Origin of the sequence: Paratissierella segnis (genome assembly GCF_014385195.1) — a bacterium.
Lineage (GTDB): Bacteria > Bacillota > Clostridia > Tissierellales > Tissierellaceae > Paratissierella > Paratissierella segnis.
Map to the genome: position 1 here is coordinate 173,882 of NZ_JACRTG010000034.1, position 18,622 is coordinate 192,503.

General features: G+C 36.4%; 8 protein-coding genes and 1 riboswitch. Of the genes, 1 reads left to right on the forward strand and 7 read right to left on the reverse strand.

Translation table 11 applies throughout. The features are described 5' to 3' along the window. The first annotated feature begins 100 nt into the window (after positions 1-100). Positions 101-1,015: an HlyD family secretion protein gene (locus tag H8707_RS15000; protein WP_449406491.1), complete on the forward strand. Its 915-nt coding sequence runs from the start codon at positions 101-103 to the stop codon at positions 1,013-1,015. 98 nt (positions 1,016-1,113) lie between these two features. On the opposite strand, the gene H8707_RS15005 is transcribed toward H8707_RS15000, so the two are convergent. From H8707_RS15005 to H8707_RS15035, 7 genes are all read right to left on the reverse strand, one after another. Continuing rightward, the gene (locus H8707_RS15005) at positions 1,114-1,905 is read right to left on the reverse strand and encodes a ZIP family metal transporter (RefSeq protein WP_262430964.1); all 792 of its coding nucleotides are present in this window, start codon (positions 1,903-1,905) and stop codon (positions 1,114-1,116) included. Between the two features lie 202 nt (positions 1,906-2,107). Then, positions 2,108-4,270, reverse strand: a complete 2,163-nt coding sequence (locus H8707_RS15010) for an S-layer homology domain-containing protein (protein ID WP_262430965.1) — start codon at positions 4,268-4,270, stop codon at positions 2,108-2,110. 84 nt (positions 4,271-4,354) lie between these two features. Then, the gene (locus H8707_RS15015; protein ID WP_262430966.1) at positions 4,355-10,408 is read right to left on the reverse strand and encodes a leucine-rich repeat protein; all 6,054 of its coding nucleotides are present in this window, start codon (positions 10,406-10,408) and stop codon (positions 4,355-4,357) included. Between the two features lie 38 nt (positions 10,409-10,446). Further along, a complete protein-coding gene (locus H8707_RS15020; protein ID WP_262430967.1) occupies positions 10,447-13,680 on the reverse strand; it encodes a DUF4430 domain-containing protein in 3,234 nt (1,077 codons plus the stop codon). Between the two features lie 182 nt (positions 13,681-13,862). Continuing rightward, positions 13,863-14,048, reverse strand: a riboswitch (cobalamin riboswitch). Between the two features lie 99 nt (positions 14,049-14,147). After that, positions 14,148-16,880: an energy-coupling factor transporter ATPase gene (locus H8707_RS15025; RefSeq protein ID WP_262430968.1), complete on the reverse strand. Its 2,733-nt coding sequence runs from the start codon at positions 16,878-16,880 to the stop codon at positions 14,148-14,150. Beyond that, on the reverse strand, positions 16,853-17,743 hold the full coding sequence (locus tag H8707_RS15030) for an energy-coupling factor transporter transmembrane component T (RefSeq protein WP_262430969.1): 891 nt from the start codon (positions 17,741-17,743) through the stop codon (positions 16,853-16,855). Before H8707_RS15030 ends, H8707_RS15025 begins: the two co-directional genes overlap by 28 nt. Further along, positions 17,743-18,621: a DUF4430 domain-containing protein gene (locus tag H8707_RS15035; protein WP_262430970.1), complete on the reverse strand. Its 879-nt coding sequence runs from the start codon at positions 18,619-18,621 to the stop codon at positions 17,743-17,745. The genes H8707_RS15030 and H8707_RS15035 overlap by 1 nt, the downstream gene beginning before the upstream one ends. Between the last annotated feature and the right edge of the window lies 1 nt (position 18,622).

Sequence of the window (18,622 nt, forward strand, 5' to 3'; positions counted from 1 at the left end):
AAAGTGTACCAATGCAGAAAATATCAACATTGATTTTCCGGCGTTTGTAACAGATGTTTTGATTAAAGAAGGAGATCGCGTAACACTTGGACAGCCGCTGGTGACACTGGACCTTACAGAATATAACGGAACCGTTGAAAAATTGAAACAACAACTTACCGCCAATGAAGCAGCTTTACCCGCAACAAGACAGGATGTTTCAGCACTGCAGGCGGATATTGACCAAATGCAGCAAGAAATCTCCCGAAAAAAGCAGGAATATAACAACTGCACGAACTCCGATTTGAAATTGCTTCAAAATAATTTAGAACTTGCTCAAAGGGAGCTTGTCAATGCTCAGAATGATCTGAAGAATTACAAAGAACTATATGATACGGGAGCAATTTCGAAAGAAATGCTCAATAAATATGAGGATGCGCTGGAGCAACGCCAGAAGGCCTTAAATGATGTGCAAGAAAATATCCAAAAGGCAAAGCTTGCACTGAAAGACGAATTGAATCAACTGGATGTTGGACTCAAAGCAAAACAGGTACAACTTTCTCAGCTAAAGGCGGGAAATACTGCAAGTGTAACAGAAGTGCAAAGCGGAATCTCTTCTGCTCAAGTAGATTTAGACCTAATGATCTCAAAAACTGCAAAGAATTACATCAATGAAAATCAAATCGTTTCTAATCTAAATAACGGTATAGTACAAAGCGTCACAATCAACAATGGAGATCACTTGGGTACTCAAGGTACCCCAACCAAAATACTTCAGATTGTGGATATGGATTCCATCACCGTCAGTGCAGAAGTAGACGAAGAATTCATCAGCAGTGTTGAAGTTGGAGATACAGTAAGAATTGTGCCTACCTATGTACCTGATGTTACAATAGATGGTACGGTGATGCAGATTCCGGAGTTAGCAGTGGAAAAAGACGGTAAACGCATAGTTCGCGTACTGGTAAAACCAAATGATCCGGATGAAGTATTGAAACCGGGATATACCACAGATGTTTATTTTAAAAAGTCATAAAAGAAGAGGCCACTAAAAATTCATCATCAGATGAATTTTAGTGACCTCTAAAATTTGTTAAATAATTCCGCTTTTATTTCCTCTATTAATCCGTATTTTTATCCCAGCGCTACGTCAAGTATCATCATTATTACAAATCCAAAAGCTACTCCTATAGTTCCCACGTCACTATGCTCTCCTACCTGCGCCTCCGGTATAAGCTCCTCAACAACAACGTAAATCATGGCTCCGGCTGCAAAGGAAAGCAGATACGGAAGTATTGATTGAATAATACTTGTAAGCAATATAGTTAAAACAGCAGCGATAGGCTCTACAATTCCTGATAGTGTACCGTAGATAAAAGATTTTTTCTTGGAAAGTCCTTCACTGTTGAGAGGCATGGAAATAATGGCACCCTCGGGAAAGTTTTGTATTGCGATACCTAAAGAAAGTGAAAATGCACCTGCCATGGATATGAGTGAATTCTCTGCCAATACTCCTGCAAATACAACTCCTACGGCCATTCCCTCAGGAATATTATGAAGTGTAACTGCTAAGACAAGCATTGTAGTTTTTCTAAGTTTTGCACTTTTTGTTGTGACACCTTCGGGTTTATCTTCATTAAGATGAAGATGAGGAATGATATTGTCAAGAAGAAGTAAGAAAAATATTCCAAACATGAATCCAACTGCAGCAGGAACCCATGCTATAATTCCCTGACCATTTGCCATATCAATTGACGGAATCAAGAGTGACCATACAGAAGCCGCAATCATAACACCTGAAGCAAATCCCAACAGGGCCTTTTCCGTTTTATCTCCCATCCCGTTTTTCATAAAGAAAACCATAGCGGCGCCTAATGTGGTGCCGATAAATGGTATTATAACTCCAATAAATACATTTGTGTACATATTATCCCCCTTTTCAAATTCTACTATAACATATAAATATAATATATAAAAACAGCAGCAATATATTCATCATTTGCTGCTGTTTTAAGTCACTTCCGAAAGAACGACATAACCTCAGCCTCTATTAACAGGTTTTAGTTCCTTATCAGTTCTATTATATATTATAATATTATTTATGACAATGTAATTTCGAAAGGGAATTTTAATACATTATTAAATCATATAATCTATATAACATTACTGCAGTTTCTGCTCGGGTAGCATTTGCCTTTGGGCTGAATTTCCCGTTGGAGCCTTTTATTATCTCATTATAAACTGTAATCTTTGCTCCTTCTTCTGCCCATGGAGCTATGGAGTTTACGTCGCTAAATTTCATCAATACCGACTTATCCTGTCCCTTGTACAAATTTTTCTCCAATATTGTTCCTATTATCTTGGACATTTCCTCTCTGGTTATATACCCATTCGGATCAAATATAACCTCTGATTTCCCATTTATCAATCCGTTTCTATATGCTGCTTTTATGGATTTATAATACCATTTATCCGCAGTTAAATCTTTAAATGGCAAATTGGTATCTAAATCTTCGTTGTACTTCAACATTCTGGATATTAAGGCTGAAAATTCTGCCCTTGTAATATTGGCAGCGGGAGCAAATTCTTCTGCTGTTCTTCCTCCTATTATTCCCTTTGCTGCCATGCTGTTGATGGCTTCAACTGCCCATTTATGATTTGACAAATCTTTAAATCCTATGTTGTTCACTTCTACCCTAAATTCTCCCAATTTATGAGTTAAGAATCTCATGCTCTTTGTTTGAGCATCATATACTCCGCCTATCAATTCCTTTGTTCCGTCTTCATTTACCAGAACTACGGTTAAATTATCTTTATCATTAACATTGATATCACATGGCATTATAATTTTGACAGGATTTATCAAATTGTTTAGTTCCTTGCCTTCCTGTTCAAATCTTACCCATGTTGAGTTACTGCGCTTTTGTAATTTTATCTTTATATCTGCTTTTACATCCTTGCTCATGAAATCAGGTGCTATTTCAAATGACGATTTTTCTGAAGATATTTTTATTGTATCTATTCCTTTGTCAATTGTTTTTTCCAGCAACAGCTTTGTTAATATTATTTCACTGATATCATCATTTTCATCCACCATTTTTATTCTAATACTCTTCCCACTGTTCCTATTTGGATTTTCATTGATCTTAGATAGTTTATCCTCGACTTTGACGGAAAGTTCCAATATTGCATCTATCATTTTATTTAAATCATCTTCATCTTCCATTTTGACAGATGAGCTCAACGCTATTCCCATATTTTCTTCAGCTATTTTACTCAATTCTTCTATTAAGTCTTTATTTGACTTGTCATCTATCAAATTGTTTAATGCTTTTGTTATGCTTATGGCACTATTCCCTACTTTAATCGCTAATTCTTCGCCTTTAACTGCTTCCAAAGCATTTAAAAGCACTTTTGATGCCTTTTTGCTCTCCTTAAGGATGTCCTTTATATCGCCGGATTTTGAATCAGCTATTGTATCTTCAAAAGAAGTTACCATATTGTCCAGAGCTTTAATTATCTCTTTTTCTGTAGAATTTTTATTGTTTACTATCTTTAATGCTTCATCTATAACTTTACTTAATTCATCTAAATTGGCATCCCTATGAAATGCCGGTGCTCCTATATCTGCACCCAAATCTTGAGTGTATAGCCACTTGATGCTGTCTCCATCTTTTAATCTTACGGATCCTGCTCCGACATCAGGGAATTTTCCATTTACAGAGAACATCCATCCGCTGTCTTTTCCCTTATCAAATTCACTTTGATTGTCAATGCTTGCTATATAGCCTTTGCGATTTTCATATTCAATGCCATGATCATCCAGTATCCTTGTCGTTAAACTTAGGGCACTTTCATTTTTATTTATTATAATATCGCTTTCGTTTAAGATGACTCCCTTATATCCTTTTATATATAAATCCACCATTTCATCTTCTGATGGATCAGGACCCGGGTTAGGTGCATCCGACTTTTTCATAATTATCTTCTTAGCTGCCGTAGTTCCATCTATATTTACTTGACAGTCATAGGTCTTATCCAATTCTAAAGTTGCTTCAACCTCTATCTTCCCTAGATCATCTGTGATACCCTGATCTATATAGTAATACCGGAAATCGTCTTTTATTGTTATGCTTACAGGTCGATTTCTTGTACCTTTGATGCTGATTAGCGCTTCATTATTTTTTTGAGTACAATCTATTGAAATATTCGATGCTGCCATAACCATCGAAGGGATGAGCAGTAATAGAATCAGCATTATAGACATTATACGCTGCATATTTTTTCTCATATTATTCACTTCACTCCTTAATATTGTGAGTAATTACAATCCTATATAAGACCCCTCGGGCAACGCCCGAGGAATCCAATGTTTTTAATTAGCTACTTCTATCTCTTTTGCTTCTTGCATCAGTATATTTTGGTATCTTATGTCATCCCATAGGAATGCCTTTATATAGTAGTTTCCTAATTCAGGAACTAAGAAACCCGCAGCCAATTCCAATTCTTCTTTGCTATTTAATTCTTTTTTAACCATTGAATAATTGATTAGTTTATTGGTTTTGTTTTCATATAAAGCTACTATAAACGTAGCAGGTTTCTTCTCTTCAGTCAGATTTCTAAGCTTTACTTTTGCATCTGCTTGTTTGCCATTTTTTGCTTCTGAATCTCCAGTATATTCTATTTCAAATTCTTGAGCAGATATTTTAAGTTCAATACTATCTTCTGTTTCCTTATCTTTAACCTTTGCTGTTATGGTAACTACGCCTGCTTTTTTAGTTGTTACTGTTCCATTAGCATCTACTTCTGCAATGTCAGTATCTGAACTTGACCACTCAATTTCCCTAACTGGTACTATTTGCCCGTTTTCGTCATATCCTGTTGCCAGTAATTTTATAATTTCGCCTTCTATTATTTTAGCTATATCAGGTTCATTTATCTTTATGTCGGCTACTTCATTTGCATTAAACTTCATTTCATTGAACATTGATTTACCTATATATACATCTGCTAATGCAATAAATGCCTGCTCTGTTACCATCCCAATATCTGAACCCCATTCTGATTCATTTTCAAAATATCCGTCTTTATAATAGTTCATCAGAGAATCTACTGCAGTCTTTCCTCCCACAGTCCATTTTTCTGATAATGGATCTTCTCCTACTGCCATTAAGCCTTGAAGAACTGCTGATGTGGAATATGGGTTTTCTGAACCCCATGCTATAAATCCACCTGTATTTGCATCTTGTACTCCTTTTAGATAGTCTAATCCTTTCTCTATTGCAGTTTGAACTTTTGTTTTATCTTTATATTTTGCTAATGCTGTCAATACCATTCCCGTCTCATCTGCTCCGCCAAAGCTTCCAGTGCTGTTGTCTTGATAGCTGAGAAGTGCATCTACCGCTTTATCTCTATCATAATCAGCTACTGCCATATCCAATGCCAACATGCTAAATGCAACAGTTGTAGCATAATCATCAGATTGTCCTATAATGAATTTACCTTCTGCATTTTGTGAATTTACTAAGGTTTTTACATAATCTTTTTTGCTATAATTATATGGGTCTTTTCCTGCTGCTATTAATCGCAATATATTTCCCACATGCTCTGATGCGGTTTTTGGCTCTTCATTTGTTTTGAATTTTTGAGTAATTTCTAATAAATCTTCCTCCAAATTGTTGCTTGTGAAATTATATCCAAGGGCTACTCTGAAGGCAAATTCATCTTCCTTAGAGTAATATTTCCTTACAGCTTTTATTACTTGTTCTAATGTTATTTCTTCCTCGTCAGCTTCTGTTACTTTTATTTCTACAGTATCTTTTATATCTTTGTCTTCTGCAAGTGCTGCTGTTACAGTCACTTCTCCCGTTTTATGTGCTATTAGCTTTCCGTCTTCTATTGTAGCTATTTCTGCATTGGAGCTTAACCACATTATTTCTTTGTCTGTTACTATGGTATCTCCTTTACGAACTTCTGCTGCAAGGGGTAATTCTTCTCCTACTTTTACGGATTTTCCTGATACTATCTTTATACCAAGCTTTTCTTCCGGTTCCTCACCTGTTAGTTCTGCCCAAGTAGGAGCCTTGTCATAATCGCGATAATAATCATAGGTACAGTACCAAATGACTTTATCTCCTGCATTGAGTCTTACTTTATCAGCTGTTGTATCCGGACTTTTTCCATTGACAGTAAACATCCAGCCGCCAGAAGGTAGTCCCGTAATTCCATATATTGAAGTTATCCAGCTTCCCGTTCCCTCATATTCCTCAGTAGTTGCCTGTAATGCTCCAAAGACCGTCAAACCCCCATCGTGTTCGTCTTTGTTTATAGTTACTTCCTTAGGATCTGATTTTACTTCATATTCTCCATCCTCATCAAAGACAATAATCGCTGTATTTACTTCCAATGTCTTTATTTCTTCTACAACTGTTATTGTAAATGTGTCCTGGACTTCAGTACCTTCAACTTTTGCTGTTATCGTGGCCGTGCCTGTTCCCTTGGTTGTTACATTTCCATTTATTACTGTGGCTACATCTTCATTTGAAGATGACCAGATTAATTCTTGTCCTGCCAATACTTTTCCATCTTTATCATATACCTTTGCTGTTAATGCTAGTGATTGCCCTACTTCTATCTCGGCTTTATCTGGTTTTACTATTTCTATAGTAGCCGGTACTGCATCTGGATCCATGTTCAGTCTCAATAATTCAAACATGGATTTTTGATTCTTTAAATCTGTCAATGCTCCAAATGCGGTATAGGTAGCCTCATAGTAGGTATATTCATCCTCTACGCCTTTCCCATAGCCACTATTTTTCATATTATCCTTTACGGTTTTGCTTTTTACTATAGCATGGAGCATAGTTGAATCATTCTTTATCCATTCTTTATCTTCCAATGGATTTATTCCGTTTGCTATTAATCCTTGAATAACCCTTCCAGTTGCTGTCGGACTGTTGGTTCCCTTTTCAAAGCCGAATGCAATATCAAATCCTCCGTCTTTATTTTGTTTGGTTTTAAGATAAGCTAATATTTCATCTATCTTGCCCTGCACCCCGGTTACATCTTTGTGATTTGATAATGCTGTCAACACTAGTCCCTCTGTTTTTATATCCTTATAGGTGTGGGAACCATCTTTTTTATCATAAATCTCCATCAATTTTGTAACTATTTCTTCGTTATAGTTTCCCCCCGCCATATCCAGAGCTATAACCGACCTTGTCTGTGCCTCTATTGAGTTTTTATCGCTTTCAGCTTTTACAAATTCGCCCTTGTTCTCTCCATCCGTCTGCTGTGATTCTTCCAGCTCTTCTACCAGGTTTCTAACCTTGCCTTTGCCTTTGTCGTTATATTGTCTTGGATCTAAATCTGCTCCTATCAAGGTTATTATGGATTGGGACAGCTGATATGCGGATTTATTGTCTTCATCTATATAAATATGCTTTTGAATATTATCTAAATCCATTCCTGCCAATCTTGCAGATCCCGTTGCCATCATGGATAATCCTGCGTTTCCTGTGCTCCCGCTGCTGTCTTCCGTCATATATGCTTCATAGCATTGTTTTAAGAAATCTATTTCTTCATCTAAATCTACCGGCGTTACAGGTTCTACCGGTGCTTTAGGTTTTACATTCAGTTTTATACTTGCTTTTACATTGCTATCCGTTTGGGATACTGCAGTAATAGTTACTTCTGTTGTCGTCTCTACCTTTTTTGCTATGAATTTATTGGGCGCTTTAAATTCCAATATTCCTTCATTTGATACTTCCCAATTTACCTTTTCATCTGTTAATACTTCTTTGTCCTCGTTTAGCACTTCTGCTGTTAGACCCATTTCCGAGCCTTCTTCCAGCTCAGATATGATTCTGCCGCCTTCATACTTTATTTTAATGCTATGCGGTTTTGTAAGGTCCGGTTCTTGTTCTTCACCTTTATTGGCTTCACCATACATGGATTTCCCATTTTTTAAATCTGCCAACGCTGCAAAAGCATCTATGGTAGCCTTTGTATCGGTTACTGCGGATGTGCTATCCGTTGCTTTAAACCCCGTAGATGTCTTGAATAGAAGTAATCCATCTAATATGGTTTTACCGTCTTCTGTCCATTCTTCACTTAACGGATTATCCCCTATTGCCATTAATGCCTGAATAACCGATGCAGTACTGGATGCTCTGAATTGTGGTTCCTCGTTATATTTAAAGCCTTCTATGTTTCCATCAATATATTGTCTTAATTTGAAGTACTTCTTAACACCTCCAATTATCTCCATAACCTGTGGATTATCCTGATGTTTCGATAGTGCTATTAACCCTAAGGAACTTCTCTCTATATTATCTCCTTCAGTTGAATTTTTAAGTTCATAATAGTATTTACTACCATCTTTTTTGGCTTTTGACAAAAGAAGATTGATTGCACTTGTTTTATTGTATAAATCCTCTGTACTGTCAATTGAAGCTTCATACATATCTAAAGCTATTACAGACATCATTAAATCTTTATCATCAGGAGTTGAATACCCTAATTTAAAGTTTCCATTTGTCTGCTGTGAATTTATTAATTCTTCTACATAGTCATTGTCATCATAATCCCTCGGATCTTCTCCTGCAGCTATCAATGTCATTATATTTTCTGCTAATTCCTTTGCTGATGTATAATTATCTCTAATATACATCTTATCTTTAACGATATCAGCATCTTCTCCATTATGAATCATGGACATGGATAGCAGATAATTGTAATTATATCCTGTTTGTCCATCCAAATACGGCTTAACTTCGTTTATATTTGCAATTATTATATTTTCTGTTGTTTTAGGAGTTACTGTTACATCTATAGTTGCTTTTATTTCAGGGTTGGTAGTTGAAGTTGCTGTTATGGTTACAATGGTTTCTTCTATAACTTCTCCAGCTGTAAAAGTATCTAAAAATGAAAATTTTAATACATCAGGATTTGAACTCTCAAATGTTACCTTTTCTCCCTTTACTTCTTCACCATTCCCATTTAAAACTTTCGTATTTATTATTTGCTTTCCGCCTGGGAATAATGGTGTTACTTGTTTTCCTCCCGAGAAGCTTAATTCTATACTTGCCGGTTTTGCCGGGTCTACCGGTTCTTCACCTTCTTTTGTGTATGTGAAAGTTATTGTATTGTCCTTTTCGTCTAATGTTACTGTTTGTGATTCAGGGGTAGTATATTCTTCTATTTCTATTGGTTCAAAAGTGTATTCTTGATTCATTTGGTAATAGTTTTCCGATATTTCATCTATTACCTTTATTAAATTATAAGTAACAGTTTTATCCACATCGTAATTTAATAAATCATCTCCCGAGCCTTCTACGGCTACCCATGTTGAACCTTGTTTTTCCGCCTTTTTTAATTCTTTTCCTACTATGGTTTTGCTTGGAACGACTTCTTCGCCCTCGCTATCCTTGTATTCAATGGTCACAGATGCCGGATTTACTATGCCAAAAGTATTCTCGGCTGTGGCTCCGGAATTGTTGTATACTTTTACAAGATACAAAATTTTTGATGTTCTTTGATTCCCATTTCTTCTGAATATGGAATTATCTCTGCTAATACTTGGCCAATTTTCTACCGTGTCCGGTATTATTATTTCATCAATCTGATTGTCTTCAAATGCATTTGCCCCTATAGTCTTTAATCCATCATGCAATATTACGTTGGTTAATAAATTTGTCGTAAATGCATTTTCTTGTATTTCCTCTACAGTGGATGGGATTTCTATTTCTGTAAACTTATTTTGCATAAATGCTGAATTGCCTATAGATTTCAGGCTATTAGAAAATTCTATTTCAGTTAGCTTGTTATTAAAAAACGCTCTTTCACTCAATTCTGTAATACTGTCAGGAAGATTTATCTTTTCTAACAAATTTCCTTGAAATGCCCACTCGCCAACTACCTCTAATCCTTCAGGCAATTTTAGTGTTTTAATTTGAGTGCTTATTGTACCCCCACTGGTTGAATAATAAAAAGCTTTCTCACCTATGCTTTTTACCGGTACTCCGTTTATCTCTTCCGGTATTACTAAATCTGCCGGCGGTGAATCATTCATATATCCTGTGATTTTTACAGTGCCATCTGAATTATCCACATATTTAAACAGACTGTCCTCTGCCTCTTGCAGTTCGATTCTATTAATTCCTGCTTCTTCAGCCTCATTTATTTCTTCTATTTCTAGTTCTGCCTTTTCTTCTGTTTCTTCTACTTCTACTGTTTCTAATTCTTCCTCATCTTTATCTGAAGTCTCACTACCTTCTGTGCTTTCTGATTCACCCGGTTGTTTAATTTCTTCTTCTATATCCACATTAGCTTCTGCTGCGCTTGCTATATTGTTAACCGCTAAAAAAATCGGTGATATAATAATGCTGAGCGCTAATAATATGGATATAAATTTAAATCTTCTTTGCATATGTTCGCTCCTCCTTTATTGTTTTAATTCACTTTTAATTATTTTGAAATGAATTTTTTGATATAGTATTCACCCTTTAGAGGTATCAAAAATATAGCTTCTACTTCAATTTCTTCATTTGCCCTAAATTCTTTATCCGTAGATGAATAGTTAATTAATTTGTCAGTATTTTTGTCATATAAACCTACTGTAAATGTTGCATGTATATTTTCATCAGTAAGATTTGTAACTTTATATTTTAATTTAGCATCTTTACCATTTATTATAGTTTCTTCTGACAGAGATTCTATTACTATTTTATCTTCCGGATCTGTTGCCAAAGTACCTTCTATAATAACTTCAACATCTTTAGTTTCAAACTCTCCATTTTTTATGAATACAAGGGTCACACTGGTCTTTTCGTTATTTTCTGTATTGTTTTGTTTAATTAGAGTAAATTGTCCTGCCGGAGCTTTGTCTGTAATATATCCTGTATATTCTTTTTGAGAATATACCAAGGATATCTCAGTGCCTATTTCCATATTGTCCTTTAATTTTACTATATCCTCTGTTATGTTCGTACCTTTTGCTACGGTTTTGTGAATGATAACACTATCCACATACTTTTCGGCTTCCGATTTTACTGCCCGTTTATCTTCATTCTCCTCTTTCTCCGGAAGAGTAACGTCAAGTATAGTTTTCAATTTCCTCTTAGCTTCTTCAAAGGATACTCCTACTGATTTGTACTTATCGTAATTCGGATTTGTAGTATCAACTACATTTCCAAATCCCTTTATGGTATTTCCCAAATAATCTGTAGAATTTCCGTAAGAATTTTCAATATCCTTTTCTATATTATTTCCATCATAAAAACCTGCAAAGCCACCGTTCCAACTCCAACCGGGCATTAAAGTTCCTGTACTTATGCAGTTTTTTACAGCTCCGGAAATAATTCCTGCAAAACCTCCAAAATAATTACCGCTGCCTACACTCCCAATTACATTCCCCGTAGAATACGAATCTTCAATTGTTGAATATATACTGCTTGACCCAACAAATCCTCCTGTTGAATATGAACCAGTTACATTTCCTGTTGCATAGGATGTATATATTTGTTCCCAATTAGAGCCTGCCAATCCGCCTGTAGTATTGCCTCCTTTTACATTCCCGGAAGCAAAGCTGTTGCTTATAACTCCGCGATTCCAACCTACTAATCCTCCTACATTTCCAGCATCATCAGCAGGAGCTGTTTGCCCAATTACTTCTACATCGGCTGAACTTTTATCTATAGCGCTATATACATAGCTCCCGCTGCCTGTTCCTTCAACGGTATTGTTTCCATCATTGATGCCTACCAGCCCGCCTATTCTGGTAGCTTTCGCAACGTCAGTTCCCAATCCTGTGATTTTGCCGGTGACATGACAGTTTCCAATTAAGCAAGCTCCATTTTTATCTTCTTTTGCCCAACCTGCTAAAATACCTAGCCGGCTTCCACCTACTATATTGGCATTAGTTATTTTTACATTTACTACTTTTGCATCGATTAAAACTCCAAAAAATCCTATATTTTTGCTGTTTTTATCCTTCTTTATAGTCAAGTTGGATATCTCTTGATTATTTCCATCAAAATTGCCCATAAAAGGATTGTCTTCTGTTCCAATGGGCTCGAAGGATATTCCGCTTAAATCAATAGGCTTATTTACCTTAAAATGAGCCTTCGGATATTCCATGACATGATTAAAATCTGTTGGCTTTTCTATTAAATAGGGTTCTTCTTCCGTCCCTTTTCCTTGAAGTTCATCACTTTCTTCTCCTTCTTCAGGTACAGACGCCAAAAGTTCATCCCATTTTGGTCCTTTAAAGTTGTTTAAAGGACTTCCATAGAACCAAAGAATCTTATCCTCATCTTTTACAGTTGCCGTTGATACACCTACAGGCGGAGTTTTATCATTTATGGTGAACATCCAACCATCCGGAGCACTGGCTTCAATTCCATCAATGGATTCTACAAATTCACCATAGGTGCCAGTTTTAGATATATATGGAATTTTATCCTTTCCTTCTTCCAATATATCTAATACCGTAGGTTTTTCTTTATCAATTAATATATCAATAGGATCAATATGCTTTTTAAATTTATAGCTATTTTTATTATAAGTTGCTACCATGACTTTAACGCTTATACCTGTAGGTACCTCTTCTGTTGGTTTTGGAGGAATTGCAATGATATAGGGAAAGCCTTCATTTATATTTTCTGCCTTTGCCCATATATTTTGTCCGCCATTTAAAATAGCCAGTATATCATCTGATTTAAGTTCCGTCGAGGTTTTTTCAGTGACACCTGATACATCTGTGCTGCTTTCCGTCGGAAGTTGTCTCTCGGAATTGTAGAAACAGTTAACCGCTGTTCCTCCACTATAGTTTAACCCTCCTATAAAACCACTGCCGCTAATTGTAGGAAAGACATCCACATTGGCATAGGAATTAACAGTAGATGAACCGCTATCTGAACGACCTACTAATCCTCCAATCTGTTCAGTTCCTCTTATAATTCCGAAAGCATAGCTATTTTCAACGGAGCCGTGATTTTGACCTACTAATCCTCCGATCCACTTTTTTGCTTCTATTGTTGCAGAGGCATAACTTTGCTTGATACTTCCGATTTTTTCGTTACTCCCTACTAATCCACCAGTTGTAGTACTATATGAATCCTCACTTTTTACTATACAGTTATCTGCAAAGCTTTTTTCAACTGTTCCATTATTGACACCTACAAGACCACCTACTGTATTTGAAGTAGATGTAAGTATGCTGTCCACAACAAAACAATTTTCAATTATTCCTTTGTTTTCACCTGCTAATATTCCTGAATGAGTTCCTAATCTTAATCTTGCATCTTCAATCCCCAAATTTTTTATCATTCCGTCAGCAGATATAGTATTAAATAGCCCGCCGCCGGTACTTGTAAACTCAAATTCAAGATTTTTAATTACATACCCTTTACCATCAAATGTTCCTGTAAAAGGCCTGCTGCTCGATCCTATAGGTTTCATTGATTTGCCAGTAATAGTTGCTTCTTTCATATCTATGTCTCCGGCTAATTCATAGGTCTTTGCCCATAGTTCCTGCTGCTCACCCCAAGAAGCATTTGCCAGTTCGATTAATTCATCTGCTGTAGAAATTATTGTTATATCATCTCCAGCAGCCAATACAGCTGATTGTATTGCTAAACTTGGGAGCAAGTTAAAAATCATCGCTAAAATTAAGATTATACTTAGAAATCTTTTTTTCATGCTATACCATCTCCTTTAAATTTTCATATACATAACACTAGTATAAAAAGAGCAAAAAAAGGCAATAAAAAAAGCCCTAACCTTACCGATTAAGACCTTATAGTTCAATAATACAAATAATATAAATAAATATATCATTAATATTTGTTATCTATACATCTCGCCTCAATCCTAGAAGGTTTTTGCAATGCTATACTTAGGCAGTTCTCCTGACTTATGGTCATAGCGTATCTTCAACCTTCCCAGGGATTTCCCCAGTGGTTTGCATAAAGACGCTCACCAATTACAGTGGCCGGACCGTTCATGATTTTCACATGATTCTCTTTTAATCCTTTTTAAAATATAGAACCTAAATATTCAATATTAAGTTTTTAGTGTTAATTATTTCAATCTATTCTATTATATACCATGCCTTTCCTTATATCAATGTAAATTTGCTTGAGGTTTTAAATTGTTTGGAATTGCTGTTAATTCTCAATAAGTCCATATTTAACCTTTATCCTGTCTAATTTTTCAAGCATAGGTTTTGCGGTAAAATATAAGAAAATCACAGTAGCTGCAGCATGTATCAAATCAAAGGGAATTCCTTGAATATAAGTTAAATAAAACATCTCAGCTGTAGGATTTTCCTGAAACATCAATACGGTTGCGGGATTCATAATCCCTCCGTAAATAAAAAATGTGGCTAATCCTCCAAAGATACATAATGAAGCTGTATTTCTCCTTAATAGACCCTTCCTAAACAGTACTCCAGTCACAAAACCAATAATCCCAAAAGCGAACATTTGCCATGGAGTCCAAGGTCCTTGACCCATAAACATATTGGATACAAAACCGGTGACAGCCCCAACTAAAAACCCGGTTTCCCCACCAAATGCTACACCTGAAATAATTACAACAGCCACTACCGGTTTAAACTGCGGCAGCATAAAAAATGCGGCTCGCCCTGCTACTGCAATAGCGCAAAGTACCGCTATAATAATCAATTCTCGCGCCTGAGGCTTACGTCCTTCAAATATCATTACAAAGGGCAGCATAGTTTCTAAAATAATAAGCATGCTAATAAAATAATATTTTCTATCATCCAGATAATAAATACCTATATAAATAGTTAAGGGTATCGCAACAAGTATCATCAGCATAGCTGCCAATGTTCGCTTTGAAAGATGACGTTTGTCAATCGACACCTGTTCATTTTCTATTGCAGCTTGTTTGGGATATATCATAAAACCAAAGACAATTAACTCTATTGTCAATGCTAGGATTATAAATGTATAATTCCAATTGTCATTAATATCCCCCGTAATTACTGTATTAAAATCGCCTTTGGTAACAAATTCTAATATATTTCCCATATTTCTTGTGGCAAAAAAAATAGTTCCGATAAAAGCTAATAAGGCTAAAGTTGCGCCAATCTTACGCCACAATGGAATTTTCCTTTTTCTATCTTCTGTCTTTTCGACCGAATCTTCCCATAGTGAATCCACAATATCCACATCATCGGGAGGCTTTACTTGAAAAGATTCAATATCCCCTCCGCAGGCTATGATTACATCTTCCGCCGTTACTGCTGTTGGAAGCTTATGTCTTGCCATACGATTTGCAGTCGTAGTATAGAAACTGTTGTTGGAAAAAAACTTCTGAGGTGTATCCCAGCTTACAATATTGCCATCAAAAAACATGGCGCATCTATGGGCATATTTTGCACAAAACTCAATATCATGACTTACCATAATAATCGTAACACCTTTTTGCAAGAGCCCATACAAGATTTTGGAGAACTCCCGCTTAAACTCTGCATCCATACCTTTAGTAGGTTCATCCAAAATTAAAATTTTGGGTTCTAAAAGAAGTACCTTAGCCAGCGCCGCCCTCTGCTGCTCCCCGCCGGATAAATCATAAGGATGCATAGATAGCAAATTATCGAGATTGCATAACTTTACCATCTGATTTACTCTATTTTCTTTTTCCTCTTTGGATTTTTTCTGTTCCGAGAGCATTTCCAAGAGGTCTTCTTTTACGGTTTTCTTCACAAATATTGATTGTGAATTCTGCGGCAGTACGCCCAACATATTATTAAATAATTGCTGATTGCTGATCTTAGATAGCCCTTTGCCATTTATTTTTACAGTTCCTCTATAAGGTTTATTGATACCGGAAATCAGGGATAATGTTGTGGTTTTTCCGGTGCCGTTTCCACCTAGAATAGCATAAAATTCACCGGGATATATTTTCATAGAAAGCCCTTTAATTACATCGGGTGCTTCCTTTTCGTATCGAAAATATACTTCATCAAATTCTATAATAGGCTTAGTATCTTGCCTATACTCCAGATAATCATCAGCCACAGGCACTTTGCCTAAAGGATGATCTTCCGCAAAAGTATCCAGCCATTTCCTGCCCTCTCTTACAGTTACCGGCCATGTTAGATTGTTTTTTACTCCGGCATAAATACGCATAGGCACCGGCATGGCAAGAAACATGCTATGCTGCATCTCTTTTAATTCTCTGCCTACATCTTCCGGCGTTCCATCACAAATCAGTTGTCCATTATCCATAACCAGTATCCTATCTGATAAAGGAAATACTTCCTCCAGACGATGCTCTGTCATTATAACTGTAATCCCCAATTCCCTGTTTATCTTTCCTACAACTGAGAGAAAATCTGCCGCTGCAATGGGATCAAGCTGGCTGGTAGGCTCATCCAATATAAGTACAGAAGGCTGCATAGCCATAATTGAAGCAATGTTTAAAATCTGTTTTTGACCGCCTGACAGCTCGGACACATCTTTATAAAACCAATTTTGTATTCCAAAGAATGATGCCATTTCCGATACCCTGAGACGAATAGCGGGAGTATCAAATCCCAAGCTTTCAAGACCAAATGCCAGTTCATGCCATACCTTGTCCGTAACGATTTGATTGTCCAGTGATTGCATTACAAACCCGATCTTGGCGCTTTGAGTTCGTTGGTCAAGGGATGTTAACGGAGCCCCTTCAAATAAAATCACCCCATCTCTATCCCCATGGGGTGAAAGAACAGTCTTAAGCTGTCTAAACAATGTGGTTTTCCCACAACCGGAGGAGCCGCAAAGAGTTACGAATTGCCCTTGTTCAATGGTTAGGGAAATATCATCAATAGCCCTTTTATCTGTTTGAGGATAGGAAAAAATTAAATTTTCGATTCTATAGCTTTCCATTTCCAATCCTCCTTTATATTAATTGCAACCGGCGCCAAACATAGAGCCAAATAAGAAATATATAAACTCATGGAATATGGTTCAAATCTAACACCTCTCATGGTGGGGAAATACTTCCAGTAAAGTCCTTTCGTTATATAGCCAATTAAAATATATCCACCGAAAAATAATAAAAAAATTAGGGCATACTTATCCCTTTTATCAAAACGATAGATGGAAAAAGCAGTACGCCCCGGCAGTCCATAGCCGCGGCTTCTCATGGAATCCGCTATTTCAATAGCATTTTCCAGTGCCCAAGTCACCATAATTGAAAGGATTCTCATACCATGTTTTGCCCTTTGAATAATACTGCCATTGGATACATCTCGCCCTATGCATTTTTGCGCATTGGATACAATTTTAAGCTGCACTTTAAATCTAGGTACAAATCTCAATGTCATAGATAAAATCAAAGATAGCCCGGGAATAATCCTTCCAAATAGATATACGAATTTATCCGAAGTCATTACGGTATTGTAACAAGAAAACCAGCTTATTATAGTTACAAACATAATAGCCGCTGCAATACCGTAGGTAATAGATTCTAATGTCAAAGGATTGCCATCTCTTAAATAGGTCAATATAGTAGCTCCTTCGTGATTAAAGGCCGGATTGATTAATGCGGTAATAATCAGCATAGGCAGCATATATTTAAAATTAAATTTCAATGCCTTTTTACCATTTAAATAAATGGAATAGGTAAAGGCGGATATCAAGGAAATACCCAGACAAACAGGATGCATAAAAAACATAGAAAAAACCAGTACCTGGGTAAAATAAACGAAATTAACAATTGGATGGTAATCAGAAAATGTATCTCTCATTATTCCCCTCCAAGGCTGCTGTGTCCGCCTACATCCCGACCAAGATCGCAGGTGTAAACAAATTCCACTACATCCCCTTCTTCCAACTTGTATCGGGAAACTCCGTAGTTTGGAAACCAGTCATTGACCTTATACATCCAGCCGGAAAGCTCTCCTACATCAAATTCATAGAGATTGTTGATACCACAGATATAGGCGCTGTTGTACATGGGAGTGTTACGAAATTCCATATGGATTTTATTTTTCTTCATCTCCCGCTGCAGAAGGTTAAATACACTTTCCCCTTCATAAAAAGTAACTTTTGTAGCGGGAAATATAACACCATCCTCCGGCACCAGTTCCCATTTTGCCTCATCAAGGTAATCCATATTATCCAAAATAGTATCACATCGAACGGATAAAGTACAGGTATATGAAGCATCCTTTACAACAGTATCTTGAGGCTCTACAGGGATGGGTTTCCCTTCCGGCACCGGGTCGGTAAGATATTTATCCTTCCCTGTTTTAGTGTCAATAATCATCCCTTTTTCTTTGGAATAAGACTCTGAACCTTCTTCAACTACTTCGGAGGATTCAGACTTTTTTGGTTTTTCACCTAATTTGTCCAAATCCGTCTGTGCGCCCGATTCCGTATTTTCCCCATCTTCATTTAAACCGTCTAAATCATCATCTGTATTTAAGCTCTCTACGTCATCTGATTGTTCTTTAGATTCATCCTTATCTATAAGGGAAGGTTCTCCGGAAATATCTGCATTAATCTGCGAATCCTTATTATGGGGTTTATCTACTTTGACATAGTTCCCTCCCCAAAAATATGTGACCGTAAGGACAAATAAGATAAGTATCCCTGCAATTATTTTCCCTTTGTGCTTCTTCATT

Coding starts and splice junctions, on each gene's coding strand:
- H8707_RS15035 (WP_262430970.1), bottom strand. CDS start 18,621: ATGAAGAAGCACAAAGGGAAAATAATTGCAGGGATACTTATCTTATTT.
- H8707_RS15030 (WP_262430969.1), bottom strand. CDS start 17,743: ATGAGAGATACATTTTCTGATTACCATCCAATTGTTAATTTCGTTTAT.
- H8707_RS15010 (WP_262430965.1), bottom strand. CDS start 4,270: ATGAGAAAAAATATGCAGCGTATAATGTCTATAATGCTGATTCTATTA.
- H8707_RS15020 (WP_262430967.1), bottom strand. CDS start 13,680: ATGAAAAAAAGATTTCTAAGTATAATCTTAATTTTAGCGATGATTTTT.
- H8707_RS15025 (WP_262430968.1), bottom strand. CDS start 16,880: ATGGAAAGCTATAGAATCGAAAATTTAATTTTTTCCTATCCTCAAACA.
- H8707_RS15015 (WP_262430966.1), bottom strand. CDS start 10,408: ATGCAAAGAAGATTTAAATTTATATCCATATTATTAGCGCTCAGCATT.
- H8707_RS15005 (WP_262430964.1), bottom strand. CDS start 1,905: ATGTACACAAATGTATTTATTGGAGTTATAATACCATTTATCGGCACC.